The organism is Idiomarina seosinensis (genome assembly GCF_003987275.1).
Lineage (GTDB): Bacteria > Pseudomonadota > Gammaproteobacteria > Enterobacterales > Alteromonadaceae > Idiomarina > Idiomarina seosinensis.
On sequence record NZ_PIQF01000004.1, the window covers coordinates 1 to 24642 of the forward strand.

Consider the following 24642-nt stretch of genomic DNA (forward strand, 5'->3'; position numbering starts at 1 on the left):
CTAAAGGGTTGTTGAAGACTACAACGTTGATAGGCGGGGTGTGGAAGCGTAGTAATGCGTTGAGCTAACCCGTACTAATTGCCCGTGAGGCTTAACCATACAACACCCAAGGTGTTTGGAATTGTTAGGACAAGTTTGAACGCTCTACAAAGACATAGGTTGCGCTAAGCGCGACAAAGCGAGTGGCATTAACAATCAGTTTCGCCATGTTGTGACAGTTTTTGTCTGGCGGCCATAGCGGTATGGCACCACCTGGCTCCATCCCGAACCCAGTAGTGAAACATACCAGCGCCGATGGTAGTGTGGGGTTTCCCCATGTGAGAGTAGGACACCGCCAGATTAATATTGAGAAGCCCCGACCATCTGGTCGGGGCTTTTTTTATGCCCGGCCGTCGGTAAACCAACGGCTACCCACGATCTGAATTCGCATCGACGATGCCCCAGATATCCCACCGTCGGTAAACCAACGGGTACCCACGATTTGAATGTATTCCCGGATGGTCCGCAATTCGGGGTTTTGAACAACGATTGGTGTTAAATGCTCTGATGTCCATGGCTACCGGAAACCGGTTCATATCGTGGGTAGCCTTCGGCTCGCCGAAGGGGCAGGTGGTTGTCGGCAACTCCGATGGCCGGATCCGTCGCACCGCTATTCGATATCCGCGATCCGGATAAATGAATGCCCTTTCGTTTTTTTAGAAATAAAACCCCGATATTTACCAATTATTATTTCATAAAATTGGACTAACCTTATCCTTGTAAAACGCAAATAGATAGAGAGTGATGCTTAAAAATACAGAAGCCCGGTACGGCATTATTGCAATAGTTATTCATTGGCTGACAGCTTTGATAGTTATAGGTCTTTTTGCTTTAGGCTGGTGGATGTTGACGCTGACTTACTACGATGAATGGTATCGACTCGGCCCATGGTGGCATAAGTCTTTCGGTATTACGTTACTTGGGATTACAGTGCTTCGGGTACTTTGGACGTTATTTAATACCAAGCCCAAGCCTATCGGAAGCAAACTGGAACGGTTAGGAGCTAAAGCTGGCCACCTACTCCTTTATCTGCTGCTCTTCACGGTGATGATCAGCGGCTTTTTAATATCAACTGCGGATGGTAGCTCAATTAGCGTTTTTGGCTTGTTCCCGGTGCCGGCCATTATTACCGATTTGCCAAGCCAGGCAGATATTGCAGGTGAAGTGCACTGGTATTCAGCGGTAGCTTTACTGATATTAGCCGGCGGTCATGCACTGGCCTCACTAAAACATCATTTTATCAACAAAGACAGTACCCTAATTCGAATGTTCGGGAAAACTAAGAGGAAATAATTATGAAAAAGACATTGATTGCAGCCGCTCTAGCGGGAAGCGCATTGGTTACTTCAACTGCGATGGCAGAAGATTATAAAATCGACATCGAAGGCCAGCATGCCTTTATCCAATTTAAGATTAACCATTTAGGATACAGTTGGTTGCTGGGTCGTTTTAATGATTTCGAAGGTAACTTTAGCTACGATGAGAATGCGCCGGAAGACTCATCGATAAATGTCACTATCGACACGGCCAGTGTTGATACAAACCATGCGGAGCGTGATAAGCATTTACGCGGCGACGACTTCTTAAGTGTTGAACAATATCCTACTGCAACTTTCGAGAGTACCCGCTATGTCCCGGATGAAGACGATAAAGGCGAAGGAACTATGTACGGCAACTTCACCTTAAATGGTGTTACCCGAGAAATCGCTATCGACGTCGAACATGTCGGCGCCGGCGAAGATCCTTGGGGCGGATTCCGCCGTGGCTTTGAGGGAGAGGTTGACTTGACGCTTGCCGATTACAACATCGACTACAACTTAGGGCCTGCAGCAGAAGAAGTTCAGTTATACTTCTCTATTGAAGGTGTTCGCCAGTAAGTTAATTACTATGCCAACGCCTTTTGGTAGGCGTTGGCTGCTAATTGACTGTCACCTAATGAGTTATACACATCCCCAAGCAGTTTGTAATTTTCGGCGTCCGGTGCTTTTTCTATGAGCTTTTTCAACGCTCGTTGGGCTAGAGAGTAGTCCTTACTATCAATGGCTAGTAGCGATAATGCTTTTAAGAAGCCAGTGTGCTCTGGGTTTCGTTTCAACGTATCTTGTACATATTCGACTAACTTAGGATAATTGGCGACCAACAGACCTGATTGATTGGCTTGTTCAATGCTGATTTCATCGCGCTTTAAGCCCTTGTAAGTTATCTTGGCACAAGCTTCTTTTTTACCAAAGTGTTTTAACGCCGCCGCGTAACTAAGCCTTATTACGTCCATGCCCCGTTCGTTTTTGGACAATGAGTTCCAATACTCCAGCAGTGCGTTATTGCCTTTAGTCCCCTCTTCGACAAAACGTTGGTAGCTGATTTGGCGTTTTAGTTCGCTAAGTTCTTCAGCCGAGTAGTTGGCGTACTTTTCAATGGAAGGTAGTAGCCGAGCGAGTTGTTGCCAATGCTTAGCTGTTTTATAAACTTGCGTTGCAAGCCGCCAAGTTTGTTGGTCTTTTGGCTCCCTTTCAAGCACCACTGTCATTTGTCGGGCGGCATTTTCTGGATCTTCCTGTTGCGCGTCTGAGACCTTTTTAACGTCGAGAATCCAGCCAGTCTCTGAATAGCTTTTACCAGCTTGCTCGCGCCAAAACTCAGACTTTCCAAGTTCACCGGCTTGCTGTGCAGCGTAGCTTGCCAGCGCTGCATGACTGTTCGTCGATTGCTTCTTATTAGCTTTTTCAAAAGCTTGTAAAGCTGATAGGTAGTCTTGCTGTAGTAAGCTCTTAAGTCCTTCAGTTATTAACTCATCTGCTTTTAGCTGACGGCGTTTGGAAAACCAGCGACCACCTCTGCGAGTTCTATTGAAAAAAGCCCTTATAATGGCGACGACCAACGCAATGGCAACCGTGACGACAATAATCATGATTGCCAGAGCTATAACTGATGTTTCTACTGACCAGCCAGCAAATTGCAGCAGCACATAACCGGCATTACCTGAGGATACCGGCCCGAGAATTGCGCCGGCCACTAACAAAGCGAAAACAATTACCAACCATTTCATTGTAAGCCTCCCTGAGCTGTCGCTTTAGCCAATGCATCAAGGGCTTGAAGTTGTTCAAGTCGGCGTTGGTTCATAGGGGCATCGCGTAACTCAGTTAATCGGGATGATATGTCTTGGGCAGCTTTGGAGTCGCCTTTCAGTTCCGCAATTAGAGTTAGCGCCTGATCAATGTTAGTGCGCCAAAGCTTATCGTTGCGAGTTAACGCTGCGTGTTGTGCCATGGTTAATAGCAGATTCATTCTTAGCGTCATCGCTTCGCGCTGGCTGCTAGTTAATAATGGTTCAGGATCGTTTGTTGCCGGTTGAATGCGGATGAATGTATTAAGAAAATCGTCCCAGTTTTTCGCTAAATTGGTGCGCCAATCATTGGCATCGGTCGATAAGTTCTGATCGGTCGACTTCCGGGGGCTCAGTTGTTTCTCGTCAACTCGGTCCGGTAAGTCATTTAAGCGCTGTTGAAGTCCGGCAATAGATAACACCAGCTTGTCGGCTTGATTGTCAGCTAAGGCTTCCACTCGGGCAATGTCTTCTGCAAGTTGTTGGCGAATCTGTATCGCTGTTGCCGACTCAATACCAGCTAGCTGCTTATCTGCCAACTTTAGCAGTTGCAAGGCGGCCGGATAATCCTCTGCCGCCCACAGTAACCGCGCAGCTGCACTGACCGTTTGCTTAGCTTCAAATAGGCGCCACTGGCTAATTTGTTCAAATTGTTGCTCGGGCAACTGTCGGCTCAGTTTGGTTAATTGTTCATTTTGCTGCTGAATATTACTTTTTACTTGCGACAACTGTTGCTCAAGGCGTCGTACATCTTGCTCTTTCGCATCACTGCTGCTGTCGCTTGTGCGTTTAATAGCTGTTAGTTGCCGCTCTATTGTCTCGAGTTGCTGCGATAACTTTTCAACTTCTTGTTCCGCATTAAAGACCGGAGGCTCATTATTGGTAGTATCAGCTTTAGTGTCAGCCTGAGAAGACGAAAAGTCTAGGTTCAATTGCTGATAAGGCTTTTCTACGACGACCCAGGCGATAGTCGCAATAATTATAACCAGCACTAAATACCAAAAAATTCGTTTAATTCGGCCAACAGTACGCTTAGGTTTGCTGTCAGAACTGTGTTGATTATTATCCGAACCGGAGTCGCTGACTTGCTCGTCGGTTTCGTTGGATACGTCGTCTTCGACAGGGTTTTGCTTATCTTCGGTCATAATCAAGTTCCACTATTAGTCAATGCGTCAATCATAGCGCTTTCTGACGCACTTTGGGTAATTGTAATACTGTCAGGTTCGGCAAAAGGAATTAATTGCGCCAAGCGTTGGCTGGGAACAACCCACCAGCAGTGCTTTAGCCAGGTTGCCGCATCTCTTGGTAACTCGGACAAAAAGTACGATAACTGTTCAGCACTGGTAACTACGATAGTATCAACCTCTGATATCCAACGTTGCACAAGCTCAGGATCTTTTAAAGGTTTTTTTACTCGCTGATACAGCACCACGTTTTCGAATGATGCACCTCTTGCGACCAGACTATTGGCGAGTAGTTCACGTCCACCCTTACCTTTTAGAATAGCCCAGCGCTGGCTGTTAAGCTCAATTAGCTCAGGCAGGTTGAGCAGCGACTCTGATGCATGCTCAGTGACAGGGCACTGACAGGGCTGGTTAAATAATTCGGCCGCAAGCCTGGCTGTGCCCGGACCAACTGCGTACATACGGACTCGGGGGTTTAGGTTAATCCCCTGTGCGTGTGCTTGTAAAACCGCATTTTTACTAACCCAGATAACCGCGTCGCAATGCGTTAAATCAACTATTTTTGTCTTAACCGGTTCAATGGTTATAAAGCTGTGTTCGATAACCGCCGCGCCGGCCGCATGCATAGCATCCAACAGGCGCTGTCGGCTGTGTAGTGGTTGAATAACCAGAACATTATTCATCAGCTTGTTGATAAACTGCAGCCAGAATTTCTCCGGCGCCCTGTGCTAATAGCTTTTCAGCTAGCTCAATACCTAATGACTCGGCTTCATTTACCGACCCTGTAACTTGATCTCTAATCACATTAGTGCCGTCTGGATCGCCGACTAGTCCTCGCAGAAAAATTTCATCGTTGGTAATTTCAGCGTAGGCTCCAATCGGCACCTGGCATCCGCCTTGTAGGCGTCGATTCATTGCTCGTTCTGCCAGTACCCGGTAACGAGTCTGTTGACATTGTAACGGTTCAAGCAACGCCTTAATTTGTGCGTCGTCACTGCGAACCTCAATACCGAGAGCGCCTTGTCCGTTTGCAGGTAGTGACTGTTCAACCGGAATAAAAGAGGTAATTCGATCACCGAGCTCAAGTCTTAATAGACCGGATGCTGCGAGGATAATCGCGTCAAACTGGCCTTCGTCGAGCTTTCGCAAACGGGTTTGAACATTGCCGCGCAAGTCATTAATTGTAAGGTGGGGAAAGGCCTCTTTAACTTGACACCGACGGCGTAGACTACAAGTGCCAACTATGGCTCCCTCAGGCAACTCGTCCAAGCTTTTGTAGTGATTAGAAACAAACGCATCACGCGGGTCTTCCCCTTCGCAAATGGTGTGTAACTCTAAGCCAGGAGGAAATTCAACCGGCAGATCTTTCATTGAATGCACGGCCAAATCCGCTCGGCCTTCTAGCATCGCGGCCTCGAGCTCTTTTACAAAAAGCCCTTTGCCGCCGATTTTAGCTAACGGTGTATCCAGAATAACATCGCCCCGTGTCGACATCGGCACTAACTCGACCGTAAGCTCTGGGTAGATCGCTTGCAAACGAGCTTGAATGTGTTCTGCTTGCCACATTGCAAGCTTACTTTTCCGTGTCGCAATTTTGACGTTATTGGTCATAGTGTACCTTATACTGCTTAATGACATTTGTTGCTGGTGGTGCGATGATAAGCATCACTTGTATCTTAAGATGAATGTATAGTTTAGCGATGTTTAAGCAAATTGTAATCAAGCCAATCAAACTCAGTTTGATGTTATCCGTGATTATCTTCGGTTTAGCAGCCTGTGGTCAAAAAGGACCGCTTCAGCCAGAGCCAATGCCGGAGCAAAATGAGCCGTCAGAAACCGGGACTTCACCCACAGAAAAAAACGGTGCTGTATGATGCATATTGATTTTTATCAACAACAGTTAACCATGGAACGCATCTCAGTTGCTGATTTAGCTAAGCAGTACGGCACGCCTTTATATGCGTATTCAAAAAACCAAATTTTGGCTAACTGGCATCGATTTCAGCAGTATTGGCCCAATCCCCACCGGCTATGTTACGCGGTTAAAGCCAATAGTAATCTTGCTATTTTAGAGTTATTGGTGGCACAAGGAGCTGGCTTTGACATTGTATCTGGTGGTGAATTGAAACGCGTTTTACACGCGGGCGGCTCCGCAAAATCAGTCGTCTTTTCTGGAGTCGCTAAGTCTACGGAGGAGCTTACTTATGCTCTGGAACAAGGCATTGGCTGTATTAACGTAGAATCAGCGGCTGAGCTTGAGCGGATCCAAGAGGTGGCTAAGTCATTAAATGTGATGGCACCTGTTTCACTGCGTGTTAATCCCGATGTTGATGCAAAAACCCACCCTTATATTGCGACTGGAATGAAAGCAAATAAATTTGGTATTGCGATGGATGACGCGATGCCTGTTTTCCAGCGAGCGCATAACCTAAGTCATATAAGCCTAATAGGAGCTGACTGCCACATTGGCTCACAAATAATGTCAGCGGGACCGTTTCTTGATGCGGCAAAGCGGATGTTTCATTTAGTCGATAATCTACAACAGCAAGGGATCGAATTAACTCATCTGGATCTTGGTGGTGGTTTTGGAGTGACCTACGAAGATGTTGAGCCTTTAGATATTCAGCAATACCTTACCGGGTTGCTGGATCTTGCTAAAGAGTACCCGCATATCACCTTACTGCTGGAACCCGGCCGCGCGATTGTGGCTGATGCCGGCTTGCTGATTACTAAAGTTGAATATCTAAAGCATTCCAACGATAAATCCTTTGCGCTGGTCGATGCAGGAATGAATGATATGTTAAGGCCCTCGTTATACCAGGCATGGCACGAAATAATTGCTGTTAGTAAAGACAACAACAGTACCGATAAACTGGTTGACGTTGTTGGGCCGGTTTGTGAAACGGGGTGTTTTTTGGGCCACGCACGTCATTTGAACGTTGCTCAGGGAGATCTGCTCGCCATCAAGTATGCCGGTGCCTATGGTTTTACCATGAGTTCGAATTACAATACGCGGGCGCGTCCAGCCGAAGTACTCGTGGACGGTAATGAAAGTTTTGTTATTCGCGAACGTGAAACTTTCGATGATTTAATTCGTGGCGAACGTTTACTGCAAAGGGATTAACGTAGGATGTTACTGCACTTTTCAAAAATGCACGGTTTAGGTAATGATTTTGTGGTCATTGATAATGTCACCCAAAACTTATACGTAAATCCGGAACAGATTAAGCAGTGGGCCGATCGTCATCGTGGAATTGGTTTTGATCAACTGCTATTAGTAGAGCCTCCTTATGATCCTGACCTGGACTTTCACTACAGAATCTTTAATGCGGATGGCAGTGAAGTAGCGCAGTGCGGCAACGGTGCGCGGTGCTTTGCAAAATTTGTTCGTTTAAAAGGCTTGAGCAACAAACAACACTTAAAAGTCAGCACCAAAGCAGGAAAGATGGTCTTGCACTTAGAAAAAGATGGCTTAGTGACGGTGGAGATGGGAACCCCTCAGTTTGAACCTGCCGGTGTCCCATTTAAAGCGCAAAAAACCGAGCAAACCTATGTGTTAAGAGTTGCTGATGAAACTGTATTGTGCGGCGTAATGGGATTGGGCAATCCGCATTGTGTTATCGAAGTTGATGCTGTTGATACCGCGCCGGTTAGTCGGTTGGGCTCTTTAATTGGCGCGCACGAACGCTTTCCCGAGGGTGTAAATGTGGGTTTTATGCAAGTGTTAAACCGCGATAAAATAAAGTTGCGCGTGCATGAACGTGGCGCCGGAGAAACTCAGGCCTGTGGCAGTGGTGCCTGTGCAGCCGCTGTCATTGGCATGCAGCAAGATAAACTGAATGGACAAGTAACAGTACAACTACCCGGCGGCGAGCTGATGATCCGCTGGCAGTCTGGACAACCTGTAAAAATGACCGGGCCTGCCGAACTTATTTTTGATGGACAAATGTTGTTATGAGTGATGATCCTGAAAACAGCCTGAGTCAACGTTTAGACGATACGTTGATACGGGAATATTTATTAGAAAACCCGGACTTCTTTAGTCGCAATGAAGATTTGTTAACTACACTGCAAGTGAGTCATCGCGAGAAAGGGACTGTATCGTTAGTAGAGCGACAACAGCAAAAACTTAGGCTTAAGGTCAAAGAGCTTGAGGAAGAGATTACTGAGCTAATGGTAAATGCTCGGCGCAACGAGACTATTTTTAGCGCCTACAGCAATTTGTATGTCCGACTGTTGCGCTGCTCGTCGGTCTCTGAGGTTCTGGACCAGTTGCAACTTACCTTTGAGAAAGAACTGGATATGCCGGCGCTATCGCTTAAATTTTTCAACAGTCCAATTGAACTTGAAGAGCAATACACCTTTGCTTCTGATACTCACAAACAGTTACTGGGTAAACGTTTTAGCGATGACCCAATTTATCTGGGCCGATTAACTGAGCACGAACAAAAACTGCTATTCAGAGAGGAAAATGTAGCATCGGTTGCACTTATGTTACTTGGCGAGCAAGGTGAAATCGGAATGTTAGCGGTTGGTAGCGCCGACCCGGGTCACTTTGAGCCAGCGATGGACAAACTGCTAATAACTCAACTGCAAGCATTATTAACTGCGTTATTAGCAACGCTGCTGGCCAGTGATGACGCTGCATGATTGGCAGCAACATTGGCTTGATCATCTGCGGGGTGAACGCGGCTTAGCTGAGCTGACGCTAAAAAATTATCAACGCCTGACCGCAATCGATCTTGAAGTCCTGACGCAGCAGGGACTCACTCAACCAGAAAAGCTTGACGTTGCAATGCTGGAGCGATTGTTGGTTGGTTGGCGGCGGAACGGGCTTGGCGAACGTACCATTGCATTAAAACTCTCTGCGTGGCGTACTTTCTGCGATTTTTTATTACATCAGGGGGCGCTGGCCGATAACCCAGCGCTGTCGGTAAAAGCACCTAAAATCCCTAAAAGGCTGCCTAAAAACCTCGATGTTGATAGCATTACGCACTTACTTGAACTGCCCGATGATGATGAACTAGCTATCCGTGACGGGGCGATGATGGAGCTACTCTATTCCAGCGGTATTCGACTGGCGGAATTAGTCAGCCTGGATAGAGATTCGATCGACTTACGCATGGGGCAATTGCGGGTAACCGGTAAAGGCAGTAAAACGCGTATTGTACCTGTCGGTAGGCATGCTATCGCCGCAATTAAAAAGTGGTTGAAAGTGCGTTCGAACTGGTTAGCGACTCGGGCCGAGCTAGCTCTTTTTATTAGCAAGCGGCTAACCCGCATTAGTCCCAGGACTGTTCAGCAGAGGCTTAACTTCTGGGGTCATCAGCAAGGCATAATCGGTGATCTTCATCCGCATAAGCTAAGACATTCCTTTGCATCACACTTACTTGAATCAAGTGGAGATTTGCGTGCTGTGCAAGAACTATTAGGGCATGCCAACTTATCAACCACGCAAATATATACACACCTGGACTTTAAACGGCTGGCCGAGGTGTATGACTCTGCTCACCCACGAGCGAATAAGGTGAAAAAATAATGGAATGGCTATATAACCGGCGACTAAGACCATTTTCTGTGATTAGCTTTGATCTTGACGATACTTTATACGATAACGTGCCGATTATGCAGCAAACTGAACAAAATGTTCAGGACTATATAGCGCAAAATTATCCACAGACCCGGCAGTGGGACTTAACTCATTGGCGCAATCGGCGGATGACAATTATGCGCCGCAGCGCCGAACTGAGTAGTGATATGACGCTACTCAGGAAGACAACTCTGGCAGAGGGGTTTACTGAAGCCGGTGTAGAAGATCCACAGCAAGCAGCAGAAAAGGTGATGCAGCAGTTTCACCACCACCGCAGTAACTTTTCTGTGCCGGAGTCGAGCCATCGATTACTGAAGTTGTTAAGTGCTCACTATCGGTTAGCAGCTATAAGTAATGGAAACGTTAACTGTGAAAAAATAGGAATTGCAGATTATTTTGACGTTATTGTGCAGCCATCGGCACAGTTGAGGGGCAAGCCTCATCCCGATATGTTTAACCATACCGCAGACTTTTTTAAAATTAATCATCAGCAATTGCTGCATATTGGTGATCATCCCTACTCCGATATTCTTGGCGCACACCGGGCTGGGTGCCAAAGTGGCTGGTTTCGTGATGGGCTAGGTACTAGCAATCAGCTAAGAGTATTACCAACCTTTAGTTTTACCAAGCTTGAGCAGCTGGCGATGCTGGTTGGTGAAAAACCCCGTTAATAGCGGCGCTACTGGTTGCACATACAGTGGTTGGCGATTACACTTGCAAGCTGGCAAAGGTATAGGGGACGACATGAGCAATACACATCCACTGATTGCGGGACTGAATGAAAAACAGCAGCAGGCAGTTGCTGCTGATGACAGCCATATGCTGGTTTTGGCCGGAGCGGGCAGTGGTAAAACACGTGTTTTAGTACATCGCATTGCGTGGCTCATTCAGCAACAAAACTATTCGCCTTACAGTATTCTTGCAGTCACCTTTACTAATAAAGCCGCCGCCGAAATGCGCGGTCGGGTTGAGCAGCTGCTTGGCAGCTCAGTCCGTCATATGTGGATCGGAACCTTTCACGGTTTGGCGCATCGGTTACTTCGCGCACATTATATGGACGTTGGCTTACCTCAGAACTTTCAGATTTTAGACAGCGACGACCAAAAGCGTCTGATCAAGCGCCTAATCAAATCAATGAACTTAGACGAGAAGCGTTGGCCAGCCAAACAAGCACAATGGTATATCAATGCTAAGAAAGATGAGGGCCTGCGAGCCGAGCATATTGATACCTATGATCCTAATGAACAAACGTTAAAAGCAATCTACCAGGCTTATCAGGAAAGCTGTGACCGCGCGGGATTAGTCGACTTTGCCGAACTGCTATTGCGGGCTCATGAATTACTGCGCAATAACAAATCTGTGCGGGAGCATTATCAGCGCCGATTCCGCCATATTCTAGTGGATGAATTTCAGGACACCAACTCGATTCAATACGCCTGGATAAGGCTATTATCGGGTGTTGATAACTTCGTTACCATCGTCGGCGATGATGATCAGTCAATCTATGGCTGGCGTGGGGCGAAAGTAGAGAATATCCAGCAGTTTATTGATGACTACCCGGCGGTCAGCACCATCCGACTGGAGCAAAATTACCGTTCTACCAGCACTATTCTGCGCGCCGCAAATGCTGTAATCGCCAATAACTCAGATCGTCTCGGCAAGGACCTATGGACCGACGGCAATGAAGGTGAGCCAGTCAGCTTATATGCCGCTTTCAACGAAATGGACGAAGCTAGGTATATTGTCGGTCAAATTGAGCAATGGCGGGATCAGGGCAATGCGCTTCAGGATGCCGCGATTTTATATCGAAGTAACGCTCAGTCGCGGGTTCTCGAAGAAGCCTTTTTACACGCTCGTATGCCCTACAGAATCTATGGTGGATTAAGGTTCTTCGAGCGTCAGGAAATCAAAGATGCTCTGGGGTACTTAAGAATCCTGGCCAACCGTGACGATGACGCGGCGCTGGAACGTATTTTTAATACTCCGGCAAGGGGTATTGGTAACCGGACCCTGGATACCATTCGCCAAACCGCTCGTGAAAACCAACAATCCTTATGGCAAGCGGCGCAGTCTATGGTTTCACAAAAGTCACTAGCCGGACGTGCTCGAAACTCGGTTGCTGCATTTATTGAGTTCATCAACAACCTTGATGACGAAACCGAAGATTTTACGCTGGGTCGGCTTAGCGATGAAGTTATCCGACGCTCTGGATTGTTAGCCATGTACGAGGCAGAAAAAGGCGAAAAAGCGGAAACTCGTGTAGAAAACTTAAAAGAGCTGGTCAATGCATGCCAGAACTTTAACCTTGATGATTCTGAAGAAGACATGAGTCCGTTAAATGCGTTTCTAGCGCATGCCGCGCTCGAGGCGGGTGAAGAACAGGCTGATGAACATCAAGATGCGGTACAACTAATGACCCTGCATAGTGCTAAAGGGCTCGAATTTCCTCTGGTTTTCATGACGGGTGTTGAAGAGGGTGTGTTTCCCTCGCAACAGTCTATGGATGAACCTGGCCGGTTAGAAGAAGAACGCCGCTTATGCTATGTCGGAATGACCCGTGCTATGCAAAAGTTAGTGTTAACTTACGCTGAGCAGAGGCGTATTTATGGGCAAGAGTTTTTCCACAAAGTTAGCCGTTTTATCGCTGAAATCCCTGCAGACACATTGCATCAAGTTCGACTGCAAACTCAGGTAGAAAAGCCTAGCAGCTATGGGCGCTTTAATAACGCGGCCAGCCACGAAGCGTTTGAACAGACTGGTTACTCGTTAGGGCAACGAGTGCGTCACCCCAAATTCGGAGACGGTACCGTCTTGAATTATGAAGGTACTGGTCCGCAAAGCCGCATTCAAATTAACTTTGACCAGGTCGGCAGTAAGTGGCTGGTCGTTGCCTATGCAAAACTAGAACCCAGTTTTTAACGAAAAACTGATCGTATTTGGCGCTCAGCAACTACACTATTAAGCAAGCAACTTAATAGGAGGTGCTTATGAAACGCAGTGCAAATGCAACTTGGAAAGGCAGTATTAAGGAAGGCTCAGGTGTTGTCTCTACCCAAAGTGGAACACTGGATAACACTCAGTACTCGTTTAAAAGCCGCTTTGAAAGTGGTGCAGGCACAAATCCAGAAGAACTAATCGGTGCAGCACATGCAGGCTGTTATGCGATGGCTTTCTCACTGATGCTGGGCGAAGCTGGGTATGAGCCAAACAGTATTGATGCAAAGGCCGACGTGTCTTTAGTAGAGGCTGATGGTGGTTTCGAAATTGACGCGATTAAATTAACAGTCAAGGCCGACATCGCTGGCATTGATGATGATGAGTTTCAAAAAATTGCTAATCAGGCCAAAGAGGGCTGCCCAATTAGCAAAGTTTTAAATGCCGATATTTCAATGGATGCTTCGCTCAGCTAAGAGGTTCCTGAACCACTTGTTTTTGTCGTTTATTGCGCTGGCGCTGCAACACCGAATCAAAGGTATACAGTGCCAGTGCGCTCCAAATGATGACAAACGTTAGCAATTTACTCTTTGCTAACGGTTCTCCGTAAGCAACAACCGCTAAGATAAACATCAAGCTGGGTGCTATATACTGGAAAAAGCCGAGTGTAGAGTATCGAATCCGCTGAGCGGCAGCGGTAAAGCATAGTAAGGGAATGGTTGTTACCAAGCCTGCAGCTATTAGTAATAAGTTCAGTGAGGCACTATTGGCCGTCATGTCCGTTGCAACTGAGTCTGCAAAAAACCACAAATAAGTAAGCATGAACGGCGTTAATAAAGCGGTCTCCAGCCATAGCCCACTAATTGAATCTACGGGCAAGCGTTTACGAATAGCGCCGTACGTTGCAAAACTGGAAGCTAACGCCAGGGCAACCCACGGAATAGCACCAAAGGTTATTATCTGAATACCGACTCCAACTACTGCAAGCGCGATAGCGGTAAGTTGTAACTTACGCATTTTCTCACCGAAAAAGGCCATGCCGATAGCTACATTCAGTAAGGGATTGATGTAGTAACCAAGGCTGGCATCGAGCAAGTGATCAGTATTTATAGCCCAAATGAATAAAAACCAGTTGCCGCCGAGCAACACGGTGGCAATAGCAAGTCTAATGACAAGTTTAGGTCGGCGGACAATCGGCAATATGCGGTCCATTCGGCGCATGGCGATAATCAGTATGAGTACCAGAACAAAGGCCCAGACAATACGGTGCGCTAGAATTTCGAACGGCGGAACTTGCTTTACCAATTTAAAATAAACGGGGGCTATGCCCCAAAATGTGTAAGCGGCAAGAGCAAAGATAACCCCTTGCCGAGTACGTACTGCCTCATCGGTCATTAATCTATCCTACTAAATAGGTGCCGGTGCCAAATGCGATATGGATACCATCTTCATTGTGCAATTCCATCCTGGCTACTGCCACTTTATTCCCGGAACGTATAACGGTTGCACTGGCAATGAATTCTGTTCCCCTACCAGGTCGCAAGTAATCGACCCTTAAATCAATGGTACCACACCGGCTAAGGCGTTCGATTAAATAACTTTCAGAGGGGTTATCAAGCCTTTCTACCATGCCCGCAATAGCAACTAAACCGCCAGCAGTATCTAGCGCCGTGGCTGTCACACCACCATGCAATATTCTTTGTGGCACATTGCCCATCAGTTCGTCCTGCCAGCGAAACTTAACTTCTCCTTTCGCTGAGGAAAACTGAGTGATTTCAAACCCAAGCGACCGTTGGAACGGTACCTGGTCATTCATAAAGTCGGAAACTTTTGTCAGTATTTGTTGTGTATCCATTTTTACCATGGTGATCAGAGGCTAGGACGCTTACAATAGAGCGATGAAGTAATGCAAGTCAATAGGCGCCTATTAGAGTAAACCATGTTAGCGACAAAAGACGAAAATAATGAAAAATCGGAGCAAAATGACCCTATAATCGAGAAACTTAGTGATAAGTTGCAAGAGGTCTTTGGTTACTCAGAGTTTCGTCACGGGCAGCAACCTGTAATGCTAAGCGCATTGTCTGGTCGCGATACCTTGGTGTTAATGCCAACGGGTGGTGGTAAGTCGCTGTGTTACCAACTGCCTGCGCTTTGCAGTGAAGGCTTAACCGTTGTGGTCTCGCCATTATTATCATTAATGCAAGATCAGGTAGAGGCCTTGCAGGCGATGGGCATTGCAGCTGCTACGCTGCATTCAGGGCTAACCTCTCAGCAGTCATTGACCACTTTGCAACAACTGCAGCAACAGCAGATAAAAGTGCTGTATGTGAGCCCGGAAAGAGCGCTACAGCCAAACTTTATTGAGCGTTTGCAGGAATATCAATTGTCTTTAATTGCGATTGATGAAGCTCACTGCATTAGTCAGTGGGGACATGATTTCCGGCCTGAGTACGGGCAGCTAGGCCGGCTGCGCCAGTATTTATCGGCGGTGCCTTTTATGGCGCTTACAGCTACGGCAGATGCCGCAACGCAACACGATATTATAGAGCGGCTGGGTTTAGACAATCCGCATTGCCACCGCAGCTCCTTTGACCGGCCCAATATCCGCTACGTGGTGCAAGAAAAATATAAGCCGTTAAAACAAATAAAAGACTATGTAAAAAAGCAGCAGGGATCAGCCGGGATTATCTATTGTGGGTCCAGAAAAAAAACTGAAGAGATTGCAGAAAGCCTGCAGCAAGCAGGAGTTCGTGCTGCCCCTTACCACGCAGGATTGGAGCATAATTTAAAAGAAACAACACTGCGTCAATTTTTAAGAGATGATGTAGACGTCGTTGTTGCCACTATTGCTTTTGGCATGGGTATTAACAAACCCAATATAAGGTTTGTGGTGCACTTTGATATTCCGCGAAGCATCGAGTCTTATTATCAGGAAACCGGCAGAGCAGGACGAGATGGTCTCCCGGCAGAGGCGTTGATGCTGTTCGACCCACGAGATGCTCAGTGGATTCAGCGAATGATTGATGAGCAAGACAACGAGCACCGGCGTTTGATTGAAAAGCAAAAGTTTTCCGCAATGCAGGCTATGGCGGAGGCGCAAACATGCCGGCGACTGGTTTTATTAAATTACTTTAACGAGTTTAGCGATAAAGAGTGTGGTAACTGTGATTTATGTCTGGATCCACCTCAACGCTTTGATGCGCTCAAAGATGCGCAAAAAGCATTAAGTTGTGTTTTTCGAGTTGGGCAGCAATTCGGCATAGCGCATGTTGTCGAGGTACTGCGGGGATCTAAAAACCAAAGAGTGCTAGAGTTAAAACACGACCAATTAAGTACTTACGGTATTGGCCAGGATGAATCACATGAGTACTGGTTTTCGGTACTTCGGCAGCTAATACACAGAGGCTTTATCGTTCAGGATATCCGTCGTTTTGCAGCTTTACAGCTCACTGAGGAAGCGCGGGCTATATTACGTGGCGAAGTTGAACTCGAGCTTGCTAAGCCAAGGACCAATTTAACCGCAACTCGTACCAGCATAACTGACCGGGGCGACTATAATAAAATATTGTTCCGTCGCTTAAGGAAATTGCGAAAAGATATTGCCGATCGAGATGGGGTACCACCATTTGTGGTATTTAGTGATGCTAGCCTGGTGGAAATGTGTATTGATTATCCCACTGCGGCAACGGATATGCTTAAAATCTCAGGGGTTGGTCAGGTTAAGCTGGAACGCTATGGAGGCGAGTTTATCGCCGCTATAGAGCAATTTCTTAGTGGAGCAAGTGAACGGCAATTGTTTAATGGCTAATACGGATACGATTTCTCTACAACAGCTACCCAGCTCTGAGGCTGAATTAGACAGCTGGGTCAGGCAATTAACGCAAGCAATAAACGCGGAAATTCGCGAGCATGAAGTTGGCGCGGATCAATATTGTTGGCGGTTGTCGATACAGGGTAAGCATTATTTATTGTTTTATTCTGAACTTTGCATAGCGGCATGGTTAGAGCCATTGGAGAACCTCGACAATAAAGTACTCCATTTACTAGAGGCAGCCGGGTATGTCACTAAAGTCTAGTCTGATAATAGTCTGGTTAGTTATGCTAGGGTTGCTGTGCAGTTTAACGACCTCTGTGTGGGCAGCCGAAGTGGTAACCGTTTCGGCGCAAACCGATCGAGTAAAACTCAATCAACACCTAGCCTTTAGAGTCACCCATGATAATTTTTCCCTGGCTCAAATTGGTCTTGAAAATCCAGAGCGCTGGGAGTCTTTTGAAAAACTTCGCTCGCATCAAAGTGGTGCTGACAAGCCACTGATCTGGGGTGCAGCGCGGTTGTTTAACCGGAGCCCTTCAAGTCAGCGTTACGTCGTAGACTTAGGGGGAGCTTATATTGATAAGGCCTCGATTTATTTAATTAACCAAGGGGGAGAGTTAATTGACTCTGCCGCTGTGTCGTTTAATGAGGCTTTGGTAAATCGCCCTTATTTATCGCAACAGATGATGCTGCCCTTCGATTTGCCAGCTAATCAGACTGCCTGGTTAGTTATTGCAATGCAGCAATGGCCACAACAAGTGAATACCATCTCGCTATGGTCACCACAATCCCTGCAACTGCACATTCAGCAAAAGCAAACTGCTTTGGGGGTTAACGCCGGGGTGCTGTTATTACTCTCGGTAGCTGCTTTCACTTTGGCTCGGGGTGCACGTCGGCGCCTGCAAATCAGTTTAGGAACCGCCAGTGTGACGTTTATTTTCGTTATGCTGCTGCATAGTGGTATCTGGATTACTTATTTCTCTCCGTACAGTCCGGGCATTGCAGGACAGCTGCTGCCCTTTGCCAAGCAAGCACTTATCGTTGCGTTAGCCTGGTTGTTGTGGGAAGGAACTCAGGTGTCGCTTAAAGGAACCCGATGGCAAAAGCTGTTGCTAGCTACATTTCTTATTGTGCTGGCGCTTATGATTGCCCAGCCTTGGATCGAAGGGTTGCGAACTGCGTTCTGGCTTGTCGCCCAAGTCAGTGCATTAGTAGCCCTTACTGCCGTTGTTATTTGGCGAGTTTTAAGACGTTCCAATGATGGCATAACTAAATGGTTCTCGTTGTTGCTGTTACCCTTAATGGTAATTGCCTGGTTGCTGATAATGCCTAGAGTGAGCACTGTCTGGCAGGGGTTGTCAGGGATTGTTCTGTACACCCTGCTGACTGCCAATATTCTGGCTCTGATTTTAGCTCAGCTGGATAAAGCTTTGCACCGCCTTGATTATCGCATTAACAGCTTAAAAGCGATGAAGAAATACTACCGTGATGGTTATTGGCGATTTCTTAACCGCAGTGGTGAAGGATGGTTTGAACTGACTGATAATCACCAATGGCACCGGGTCAGTAAGCGTTTTCTGTTTATTTTAGGTTTGCCGGGTAGAGAATTTCTATGTCGCCACTGGCCAACGGCGAACAAGCTCTTTGGCGAGCAAGCCGTTACCTGGAAAGATGAGCAACGAAAAGAAAGCTGGCGCCACCTAACCTCGTTGGAACGCATGGACGGTAAAACGATTTGGTTAGAAGTTGAAATCTTCAATGATGGTAGAGGTCGCATCCAGGAAGTGACTCAGCAAGTCGAAGCTGAAATGCACTTGAACTTTTTGACCAAGCACGACTCGTTGACCGGTTTGTTAAATTACCGCGAATTGCACCGGGTATTACAAAAGCAACTGGATCGAAATAAGGGTGCGACATTGTTAGTCGTTAATATTGGTGGATTACAGGTTATTTATGACCAAATTGGCCCGACAACCCGTGACCAGGCGCTGTTACAGTTAGTTTTGAGTATTCGCGATAGGCTGCCGCAGAACGCCAGAATATCGCGTCTGTCTGACCATAGGCTTGGCGTATTGTTGAACGACACCGAGCAAGCCGGATTTGCCCTCGCCTATCAGCTAGTTCAGCTGTGCCGAGAGTTTCGTTTTTCGACCCAGCACCGGGTGTTTCAGTTTACCGCTAATGCGGGCTTGGCGATTGCCAAAGAGGATACGGTTAGTGCAACCAGTTTGGTACGTAAAGCGGAAGAGGCATTAAAATTAGCGCAGCAGCTCGGCGACTACAAAGTTCATAGCGCGACCGATAACGATCAAAAAAGATTGCAGCAACAAGCGGAGCAAGATTGGGAAAAACGTCTGCGAGATGCCTTAAAAAATGAGCGATGGGCGCTGTATCAACAGCCAATGCTCAGCGCTTCGCACCAACGAGATAAGCATTGCTTTGAAGTATTACTGCGTTTACCAGAGGACGGGAATAAAGATCCTGATGAAGCGTTGGCGCCTCAGCAGTTTTTAAATGCCGCATTGAAAGCGGGTGTTATGGGTAAGGCCGATCGTTGGTTAATCCGCCAGGTATTTGATTACTTTAATCAAAACACGTTTGAAGCGACCCGGACCTGGCGCTGTCACATTAACTTATCAGTGCAAAGTCTCGAAGATAGCGACTTTATTAGCTTTATCGAACAGGAGTTAGAAAAATCAAATTTAAAGCCCGCACAACTTGCGTTTGAAGTCGCTGAACCGATTGTGTCGGATAACTTTGAGGAAGCCTACGAATTATTTAAACAACTGCATGAGCTGGGTTGTGCAACGGTTATCGACCAGTTTGGAACTGGGTTTAATTCGTTCAGGTTATTGCGGCAGTTGCCCTTAACCCAGATTAAGATCAACCGCTTTTGGGTACAGAATATGCTATTGGACGCGATCGAAGCGGAACTAGTATATTCCTGCATCAAGCTAGCCAAAGCAGCGAATGTGGAGGTGAGTGCTGTTGGTGTAGAGAATGATGAAACCCGAACTGTGCTGGTCAAGCAGCAAATAAATTATATTCAAGGTTATATTTGTGGTAGACCTAAGCAGTGGCAATTGGCGAAAAATTAATAGGGAATATCTGGCATGGCCGAGCAGCACACTAACAGCTGGCAGTGGGTAGCCAGTGATGGTTACGAGATCCCGCCAACACCAACAATACTAGCATTACAGCGTTGGTGGCGCTCGATTAGCGCTCAATGGGAGAGCGATCAAGAGGACGGTTCAGCAGAGCTGGGTCAGGTAGCAAATTCACAGCCGCTGCAGGTCGACGGCGCTGACGGAATTGCCGCACTCGATCAATATTTAGCCGAATGGCTTAGTAACGAAAATGATGGTGGTTCATTACGCTGGATTATTAGTCCGCCCTATTCACATGTTAAACCGATTGCCCAGGACTGGTTAACGGCTAACGGCTTTGAAGAATTAAAAATACCAAACAGAGATAAGTTGGCACTTAACCAACTAGAAGGTGATATTTCAATTACTGGTAACGGACCTTGGTTTGTGCCAGAGCTTGGTCATGCATTTTTACGACAATCAAAAGGGTTGCGTTGGGTTAGGTTGTTTTTTGCCAAGGCTTTATCCGGAGAGCTGGGTAAAGGTGTCGTTATTTGTGACAGTTGGGCATGGCAGTTTTTACAGCAGTTGTGGCCGGTGAGTGGGCAGCAAACATTAACCTTGCAGGCCTTCGATAGTGAGCGTTTGAGGCAGCTAGGGTTAGATCGGGATGAGCATCAGCTAAAACACTTAGCGGCTCTGTCACGCGGTAACTTGGGGGTAGCCTGTGCTTATTCGAATAGCAGTTACCATAAAAGAGTTGGTGACCAGCAATCTCCGTTCGAGTTACCAACTATGCCAGTAGAGACAACGGATTATACAGCGTTCATTTTGCACGCGTTATTACTGCATTGCGGGCTGACTCAACATCAGTTGCAAAACGTGTTGCCTATTGTGCCGCCAACGCACCTGGATATTGAGTTACACCAACTTCGCCAGTGCGGCTTAATAGAATTGCTGAAATCTAACTGGCAAGTTACCGCGCGCGGTTATCCTGTTGTGCGCCAGGCGCTAGTATCTCGTGGCTTATTAGCGGATGCGTTTTAGGGAGAGTTGCGGTGGAAAATTCAGCAGCAAGTGATGTGGCAGGACTCTTTAAAGAAATGACCTCGACTATATTAATCGAGGTTGCAGCTATATTAATCAGTGCTTGGGCCTTAGTTTGGATGTCGCAGCGAATACTGCCCTGGCTTGCTAATCAGCTGCACGGCAAAAAGCGGCTGTATACGTTGGCGCTGGTGCCAATGCTGCGAATTATCATTTTAGTGGCAGCGCTGGTACTTATTGTCCCCAGAGTCGTCGAACCAACGATTCAAAATATGGTTGCCACGCTTGGAGCCGCAGGCTTAGCCATCGGCTTTGCGCTAAAAGACTATGTAAGCAGCCTAATCGCAGGCGTAGTAGCGATACACGAAATGCCCTATCGGCCCGGGGATTGGGTATTAGTTGATGGAGTTTACGGCGAAGTAAAACATATCGGTATGAGAACCGTTGAGTTGGTAACCAGTGACGATACTGTCATTTGGGTCCCTCACTTAAAGTTATGGGATAACCTGATTCACAATGCGAATAATGGTGGACCCAGTTTAATGTGTGTCGCCGAATTCTATATAAAACCTTGTTATGACGCGTTTATTATTCGTGATGCACTGGAGGATATAGGTTTGACAAGCCCCTACTTGCAGCTTGCCAAACCTGTCACTGTGACCATTAAAGAGGAGCCTTGGGGAACGCGTTATCGGTTAAAAGCTTACCCAATCGATCCTCGTCAGCAGTTTCAGTTTGTCACCGATCTAACCGCCCGTGGCAAACAGCGGTTGCTCGAGCTTGGCGTTGAGTTTTCTCAGGTCGAGACCACTAAAATTTAGCGCTTACCGAGATAGTTATCGAGCGAGTCTCGCCAGGCCTGTGACTGAATAACTTTTAGTAGCTCACGGTTAACTGGTTCGCGCAAAGCACTACCTTGTGGCAAAACAAAGCCGTAGTCCTGCGGTAATACTCGGTCGGGTAGCAACCGAATATTGTTTAATGCCTGCGAGCGTAGTGAATATCGTAAAATCGGCTCATCGTAAATAACCGCATCCAGTTCGCTATTATCGAGCTTGTTAAGAGCCTCATTTAACCTGGAAAAACTCTGGTAACCAATATTCTGCTGCTCGAGCCATTTTGCTGTGGCAGAGTTTGCCAGCGTGGCAACTCTTGCAGTGGATAAATCGCTGGCGCTACTGACCTTAGATTGAAATTGTGAAACAGTTAACGAAGAGGCGATAGAAGCGGTAAAGCTGGATATTATAATGACGCAAGTAAACATCCATAGAAGACTCACCACGCGACCACCAAAACTTCGTGGCGACTTGTCCCCATAACCCACGGTAGTCATCGTTACAGCGGCCCACCAAAAGCCAGAACCTAGTCCTTTAACGGGATCACTGGAGAATTCTTCTGGGTTCTTCTTCCGCTCAAAAATCCAGACTAAGGTGCCGGCGAGAAATAAAACCCCCGCCAAGATTAATATAACCTGCAAGAACTCAAGCGAGAAAAACTGCTTGGTAACCGCCCACCAGGTTGAACTGTCGTTACTCGGAACAGCGATTGCTAAACCAGAATTGTGAAAAGGCTGGCTAAAATCGAGGACTTGCTCTCGTTGGGCTGTGATTGTTAATGCACCAATGCCAATATCATAGTCGCCTGCTTCGACGCCTAACATGAGTTCATTTAATGGTAACGGGTAAAGTTCATATGGCCGGTCGAGCTGAGTTGCGATATCTTGCCAAAGCTGCATCGCCAGGCCGTCGAATTGTTCATCATTTTTTATCACGAAAGGGGCGTTCACTCGTACGGCAACTTTTAATGGTGATGCTTGAGTATCAGCTGCTGTTGTCGCGGCAACTAAAGGAGCCGAGGGCAACAACAAAGCCAACAATAAAACCAGGCGAAAAAACATTGCGTAGATCCTTGCGAATTTTAATTTGATTTTAATTAAGAATATAAAGCTAGCTTGCAGGCTTTGTTCTTGACCTGCAAGCTGTTTGTAGAGAGAATGAGAATCGTTACTAATAACATCAGGAGTTTACAATGACCCGTTTAGTCTTACCTATTTTGGCTCTCGTTTTCGCAGTATCGATGCCAGCTTTGGCGGATGATGATGAAAAAAAATATCAGCACTTTAAACCCGAGTCCGCTGAAAATCTGAATCAGGCAATTAACAACCTGAATCAATACAATCAGGAGCTTAAAAAGCTAGTCAGCGGCGACCTGTCAGCCGAAGAAATGAGCAAAGTCCATGAACTGACTTATACTCTTGAAGTTGCTCTGCACCGTTTAAATGAAGAGTTAGAAGGAGCGGCAGACTCTTTGGAAGAAGTTCATCTGGGCTCCGAAGAAATGAATAAAGAGCGCGTTAAAAACAACGGCAAGAAATACCTAAAAACCTTGTCTGAGGTATTAGGCGAGAAGTAGTCTCTTACAGGCTATTTATAAATTGCTTGAAGTGTCGCAGCCAAAAGCTTTGTGGTTGCGACATAGCGTTTCTACCGACAGGAACTTCACAAATGCTGTGTCCGGAGTCGCCAGAGCGCGGTAGCGGTAGAATCACCACGCCATACTCCTGCACGTAATCGGCCGCTTTTTCTGCCAGATAGTCAGGTGGCAGTGCAAATTTTAAATGAAACATCGCTGCTTGAGGTGGGTTAGGTGTAACTGTAATACCACCGATATCAGCCAAGGCCGAGCCTAACGACCGCGCGTAATCAACAGCTTCCGGCATGACCGGTAGGTTGTCTCTCAAACCCCGGCGAGCAGCGAGGATTTCCGGGTAAAGGCTAATGACATTGCCGCCAGCTCGACGAGCCCATACTTTAGCTTCCTCAATGACGTCGGTTTCAGCAGCTAGAATGTCGCCGCTAATACCGCCTAGGTCTTTATAAAAGCTGACATAAACCGAATCAAATAAGCGACATATATCTGCCAGGCTTTGCTGGTAATAAGTCGGAGCTTGCCACAGACGAGCGCCATCCAGGTGCAACCGAATGCCATTATCTCTGGCCCACTGAGATTGCGCTTTCAGTTCGTCCCAGTCAGGTAACTGACCACCAATTTCACGCATCGGTAGCTCAATTAATAAAGCAGCTAATTCGGAAGCTGGCATTGAGTTTAAATCGGCAAGCGCTATTGGGCGCTCTCTAAGACCTACCGGTTTTGTTGTAAGTCCCCAAAGCTGCTCAACGCCCATCTGTTCATGTAATAGCAGGTGTGAGGTTGGGTGCAAAGCAACTGCTGGCTTTCTGGTTTGCTGGCTGTGAATTTTTAGTACCATTGGCTGTGCAAGGGTGCCGGTTGGCAAAAATAGCGCGGCAGGTTTGCCGAGAAGGTCGGCGACCTGTTGTTCAAACGTTTCAATTAAATCACCAGAACCATAAACATCGCGTTGTTCATGATTCGCTAGCTCTTCAGCAAGGGACGTTAACTGCTCGGCCATAGATGATTGTGGCTGGCGCAGTATACTATGTGACGCTTGCTGGCATGCTAGCAGGTAACGATTTTTGGTGCTCTGATCGATCATAGTGATGCCCTAATTTAAAAGCCTAGGTTATTTCATGTGCACTTTGCCGCCAATCATTTTGTATACCGGCGCCCCTCGCATCATGGTTTCTCGTGCAAACTCCTGGCCGCACCCAGGGCAGTGACAGGTCTTAGTGGTATGGTCTTCGACAATGCGCTCCAAAAAGCACTTCACTAAAGCGCCCTTGCCGCCCTTCCGATACTTAAAAATAGGCGCTTTACATTGCAGACAAGAAATCTGAACCGTGCGTTTTGGACCTTTTTTATTCGGCTTTGCCATAAAGTCAAAAATCTCCTGGCAGCTGAATGGGTGAAAAATGTTTCACTCAGTG

The 24642-nt window shown here is 46.9% G+C and carries 25 protein-coding genes and 2 rRNA genes; 18 read left to right on the top strand and 9 right to left on the bottom strand.

Features of this window, described 5'->3' with window-relative positions; all coding sequences use genetic code 11:
- From CWI81_RS10905 to CWI81_RS10920, 4 genes are all read left to right on the top strand, one after another.
- Positions 1-99: ribosomal RNA gene (locus CWI81_RS10905) — 23S ribosomal RNA — on the top strand; the annotation flags it as partial.
- A gap of 125 nt (positions 100-224) precedes the next feature.
- Positions 225-340, top strand: a 5S ribosomal RNA gene (rrf, locus tag CWI81_RS10910).
- Positions 341-783: 443 nt separating this feature from the next.
- Positions 784-1332 carry a cytochrome b gene (locus tag CWI81_RS10915; RefSeq protein ID WP_126785347.1) on the top strand — a complete coding sequence of 183 codons (549 nt, stop codon included), beginning with the start codon at positions 784-786 and terminating at the stop codon, positions 1330-1332.
- A 2-nt stretch (positions 1333-1334) separates the two neighbouring features.
- Positions 1335-1916 (top strand): YceI family protein, encoded by a 582-nt coding sequence (locus CWI81_RS10920; RefSeq protein ID WP_126785348.1) that lies wholly within the window; start codon positions 1335-1337, stop codon positions 1914-1916.
- Positions 1917-1924: 8 nt separating this feature from the next.
- Here CWI81_RS10920 and CWI81_RS10925 read toward each other — a convergent pair whose 3' ends face one another.
- Genes CWI81_RS10925 through hemC form a run of 4 tightly spaced genes read right to left on the bottom strand, consistent with a single transcriptional unit; the run spans position 1925 to position 5937 of the window.
- Complete coding sequence (locus CWI81_RS10925) at positions 1925-3085, bottom strand: heme biosynthesis HemY N-terminal domain-containing protein (protein WP_126785349.1); 1161 nt, start codon at positions 3083-3085, stop codon at positions 1925-1927.
- On the bottom strand, positions 3082-4287 hold the full coding sequence (locus tag CWI81_RS10930) for a uroporphyrinogen-III C-methyltransferase (RefSeq protein WP_126785350.1): 1206 nt from the start codon (positions 4285-4287) through the stop codon (positions 3082-3084). Before CWI81_RS10930 ends, CWI81_RS10925 begins: the two co-directional genes overlap by 4 nt.
- Positions 4288-4289: 2 nt before the next feature.
- The gene (locus CWI81_RS10935) at positions 4290-5009 is read right to left on the bottom strand and encodes a uroporphyrinogen-III synthase (protein ID WP_126785351.1); all 720 of its coding nucleotides are present in this window, start codon (positions 5007-5009) and stop codon (positions 4290-4292) included.
- Complete coding sequence (gene hemC, locus CWI81_RS10940; RefSeq protein WP_126785352.1) at positions 5002-5937, bottom strand: hydroxymethylbilane synthase; 936 nt, start codon at positions 5935-5937, stop codon at positions 5002-5004. The genes CWI81_RS10935 and hemC overlap by 8 nt, the downstream gene beginning before the upstream one ends.
- Before the next feature lie 89 nt (positions 5938-6026).
- On the opposite strand from hemC, the gene lptM reads away from it, so the two are divergent.
- The 8 genes from lptM (at position 6027) to CWI81_RS10980 (ending at position 13326) form a co-directional block, all read left to right on the top strand.
- Positions 6027-6200: an LPS translocon maturation chaperone LptM gene (gene lptM / locus CWI81_RS10945; protein WP_126785353.1), complete on the top strand. Its 174-nt coding sequence runs from the start codon at positions 6027-6029 to the stop codon at positions 6198-6200.
- Positions 6197-7450, top strand: a complete 1254-nt coding sequence (gene lysA / locus CWI81_RS10950) for a diaminopimelate decarboxylase (RefSeq protein ID WP_126785354.1) — start codon at positions 6197-6199, stop codon at positions 7448-7450. Before lptM ends, lysA begins: the two co-directional genes overlap by 4 nt.
- A 6-nt stretch (positions 7451-7456) precedes the next feature.
- The gene (dapF, locus tag CWI81_RS10955; protein WP_126785355.1) at positions 7457-8284 is read left to right on the top strand and encodes a diaminopimelate epimerase; all 828 of its coding nucleotides are present in this window, start codon (positions 7457-7459) and stop codon (positions 8282-8284) included.
- Complete coding sequence (locus CWI81_RS10960) at positions 8281-8976, top strand: DUF484 family protein (RefSeq protein WP_126785356.1); 696 nt, start codon at positions 8281-8283, stop codon at positions 8974-8976. The genes dapF and CWI81_RS10960 overlap by 4 nt, the downstream gene beginning before the upstream one ends.
- Complete coding sequence (locus CWI81_RS10965) at positions 8963-9865, top strand: tyrosine recombinase XerC (RefSeq protein ID WP_126785357.1); 903 nt, start codon at positions 8963-8965, stop codon at positions 9863-9865. The genes CWI81_RS10960 and CWI81_RS10965 overlap by 14 nt, the downstream gene beginning before the upstream one ends.
- The gene (locus tag CWI81_RS10970) at positions 9865-10587 is read left to right on the top strand and encodes an HAD-IA family hydrolase (protein ID WP_126785358.1); all 723 of its coding nucleotides are present in this window, start codon (positions 9865-9867) and stop codon (positions 10585-10587) included. The genes CWI81_RS10965 and CWI81_RS10970 overlap by 1 nt, the downstream gene beginning before the upstream one ends.
- Before the next feature lie 73 nt (positions 10588-10660).
- Complete coding sequence (gene uvrD, locus CWI81_RS10975) at positions 10661-12835, top strand: DNA helicase II (RefSeq protein WP_126785359.1); 2175 nt, start codon at positions 10661-10663, stop codon at positions 12833-12835.
- Between the two features lie 68 nt (positions 12836-12903).
- Entirely contained in the window at positions 12904-13326 is a 423-nt protein-coding gene (locus tag CWI81_RS10980) for an OsmC family protein (RefSeq protein WP_126785360.1), read from the top strand.
- Here the strand turns inward: CWI81_RS10980 and rarD are convergent.
- Together rarD and CWI81_RS10990 are read right to left on the bottom strand one after the other, a co-directional pair.
- Positions 13319-14245, bottom strand: a complete 927-nt coding sequence (gene rarD, locus CWI81_RS10985; protein WP_126785361.1) for an EamA family transporter RarD — start codon at positions 14243-14245, stop codon at positions 13319-13321. The genes CWI81_RS10980 and rarD overlap by 8 nt on opposite strands.
- Before the next feature lie 4 nt (positions 14246-14249).
- The gene (locus CWI81_RS10990) at positions 14250-14705 is read right to left on the bottom strand and encodes a thioesterase family protein (RefSeq protein WP_198678677.1); all 456 of its coding nucleotides are present in this window, start codon (positions 14703-14705) and stop codon (positions 14250-14252) included.
- Between the two features lie 84 nt (positions 14706-14789).
- Here CWI81_RS10990 and recQ point away from each other — a divergent pair, with 84 nt between their 5' ends.
- The 5 genes from recQ to CWI81_RS11015 are packed head-to-tail and all read left to right on the top strand — an operon-like array spanning position 14790 to position 21618.
- Positions 14790-16658: a DNA helicase RecQ gene (gene recQ, locus CWI81_RS10995; protein WP_126785363.1), complete on the top strand. Its 1869-nt coding sequence runs from the start codon at positions 14790-14792 to the stop codon at positions 16656-16658.
- Complete coding sequence (locus CWI81_RS11000; RefSeq protein ID WP_126785364.1) at positions 16651-16926, top strand: DUF3630 family protein; 276 nt, start codon at positions 16651-16653, stop codon at positions 16924-16926. The genes recQ and CWI81_RS11000 overlap by 8 nt, the downstream gene beginning before the upstream one ends.
- Positions 16910-19762: an EAL domain-containing protein gene (locus CWI81_RS11005; protein ID WP_126785365.1), complete on the top strand. Its 2853-nt coding sequence runs from the start codon at positions 16910-16912 to the stop codon at positions 19760-19762. Before CWI81_RS11000 ends, CWI81_RS11005 begins: the two co-directional genes overlap by 17 nt.
- A gap of 15 nt (positions 19763-19777) precedes the next feature.
- Positions 19778-20797: a hypothetical protein gene (locus CWI81_RS11010; protein ID WP_126785366.1), complete on the top strand. Its 1020-nt coding sequence runs from the start codon at positions 19778-19780 to the stop codon at positions 20795-20797.
- A gap of 11 nt (positions 20798-20808) precedes the next feature.
- Positions 20809-21618 (top strand): mechanosensitive ion channel family protein, encoded by an 810-nt coding sequence (locus CWI81_RS11015; RefSeq protein WP_241970423.1) that lies wholly within the window; start codon positions 20809-20811, stop codon positions 21616-21618.
- Here CWI81_RS11015 and CWI81_RS11020 read toward each other — a convergent pair.
- Positions 21615-22694 (bottom strand): transporter substrate-binding domain-containing protein, encoded by a 1080-nt coding sequence (locus CWI81_RS11020; RefSeq protein ID WP_126785367.1) that lies wholly within the window; start codon positions 22692-22694, stop codon positions 21615-21617. The genes CWI81_RS11015 and CWI81_RS11020 overlap by 4 nt on opposite strands.
- Positions 22695-22825: 131 nt before the next feature.
- Here CWI81_RS11020 and CWI81_RS11025 point away from each other — a divergent pair, with 131 nt between their 5' ends.
- On the top strand, positions 22826-23209 hold the full coding sequence (locus tag CWI81_RS11025) for a DUF6746 family protein (protein ID WP_126785368.1): 384 nt from the start codon (positions 22826-22828) through the stop codon (positions 23207-23209).
- 4 nt (positions 23210-23213) lie between these two features.
- Here CWI81_RS11025 and CWI81_RS11030 read toward each other — a convergent pair whose 3' ends face one another.
- Together CWI81_RS11030 and CWI81_RS11035 are read right to left on the bottom strand one after the other, a co-directional pair.
- A complete protein-coding gene (locus tag CWI81_RS11030; RefSeq protein WP_126785369.1) occupies positions 23214-24311 on the bottom strand; it encodes a threonine aldolase family protein in 1098 nt (365 codons plus the stop codon).
- Positions 24312-24338: 27 nt separating this feature from the next.
- Entirely contained in the window at positions 24339-24590 is a 252-nt protein-coding gene (locus tag CWI81_RS11035; RefSeq protein ID WP_126785370.1) for a hypothetical protein, read from the bottom strand.
- Between the last annotated feature and the right edge of the window lie 52 nt (positions 24591-24642).

Coding starts and splice junctions, on each gene's coding strand:
- dapF (WP_126785355.1), top strand. CDS start 7,457: ATGTTACTGCACTTTTCAAAAATGCACGGTTTAGGTAATGATTTTGTG.
- rarD (WP_126785361.1), bottom strand. CDS start 14,245: ATGACCGATGAGGCAGTACGTACTCGGCAAGGGGTTATCTTTGCTCTT.
- CWI81_RS10970 (WP_126785358.1), top strand. CDS start 9,865: ATGGAATGGCTATATAACCGGCGACTAAGACCATTTTCTGTGATTAGC.
- CWI81_RS11020 (WP_126785367.1), bottom strand. CDS start 22,694: ATGTTTTTTCGCCTGGTTTTATTGTTGGCTTTGTTGTTGCCCTCGGCT.
- CWI81_RS10925 (WP_126785349.1), bottom strand. CDS start 3,085: ATGAAATGGTTGGTAATTGTTTTCGCTTTGTTAGTGGCCGGCGCAATT.
- hemC (WP_126785352.1), bottom strand. CDS start 5,937: ATGACCAATAACGTCAAAATTGCGACACGGAAAAGTAAGCTTGCAATG.
- CWI81_RS10960 (WP_126785356.1), top strand. CDS start 8,281: ATGAGTGATGATCCTGAAAACAGCCTGAGTCAACGTTTAGACGATACG.
- CWI81_RS10990 (WP_198678677.1), bottom strand. CDS start 14,705: ATGGATACACAACAAATACTGACAAAAGTTTCCGACTTTATGAATGAC.
- CWI81_RS11010 (WP_126785366.1), top strand. CDS start 19,778: ATGGCCGAGCAGCACACTAACAGCTGGCAGTGGGTAGCCAGTGATGGT.
- CWI81_RS10920 (WP_126785348.1), top strand. CDS start 1,335: ATGAAAAAGACATTGATTGCAGCCGCTCTAGCGGGAAGCGCATTGGTT.
- lysA (WP_126785354.1), top strand. CDS start 6,197: ATGATGCATATTGATTTTTATCAACAACAGTTAACCATGGAACGCATC.
- CWI81_RS10935 (WP_126785351.1), bottom strand. CDS start 5,009: ATGAATAATGTTCTGGTTATTCAACCACTACACAGCCGACAGCGCCTG.
- CWI81_RS11005 (WP_126785365.1), top strand. CDS start 16,910: ATGTCACTAAAGTCTAGTCTGATAATAGTCTGGTTAGTTATGCTAGGG.
- CWI81_RS10915 (WP_126785347.1), top strand. CDS start 784: ATGCTTAAAAATACAGAAGCCCGGTACGGCATTATTGCAATAGTTATT.
- CWI81_RS11035 (WP_126785370.1), bottom strand. CDS start 24,590: ATGGCAAAGCCGAATAAAAAAGGTCCAAAACGCACGGTTCAGATTTCT.
- lptM (WP_126785353.1), top strand. CDS start 6,027: ATGTTTAAGCAAATTGTAATCAAGCCAATCAAACTCAGTTTGATGTTA.
- CWI81_RS10980 (WP_126785360.1), top strand. CDS start 12,904: ATGAAACGCAGTGCAAATGCAACTTGGAAAGGCAGTATTAAGGAAGGC.
- uvrD (WP_126785359.1), top strand. CDS start 10,661: ATGAGCAATACACATCCACTGATTGCGGGACTGAATGAAAAACAGCAG.
- CWI81_RS11025 (WP_126785368.1), top strand. CDS start 22,826: ATGACCCGTTTAGTCTTACCTATTTTGGCTCTCGTTTTCGCAGTATCG.
- CWI81_RS10930 (WP_126785350.1), bottom strand. CDS start 4,287: ATGACCGAAGATAAGCAAAACCCTGTCGAAGACGACGTATCCAACGAA.
- CWI81_RS10965 (WP_126785357.1), top strand. CDS start 8,963: ATGACGCTGCATGATTGGCAGCAACATTGGCTTGATCATCTGCGGGGT.
- recQ (WP_126785363.1), top strand. CDS start 14,790: ATGTTAGCGACAAAAGACGAAAATAATGAAAAATCGGAGCAAAATGAC.
- CWI81_RS11030 (WP_126785369.1), bottom strand. CDS start 24,311: ATGATCGATCAGAGCACCAAAAATCGTTACCTGCTAGCATGCCAGCAA.
- CWI81_RS11000 (WP_126785364.1), top strand. CDS start 16,651: ATGGCTAATACGGATACGATTTCTCTACAACAGCTACCCAGCTCTGAG.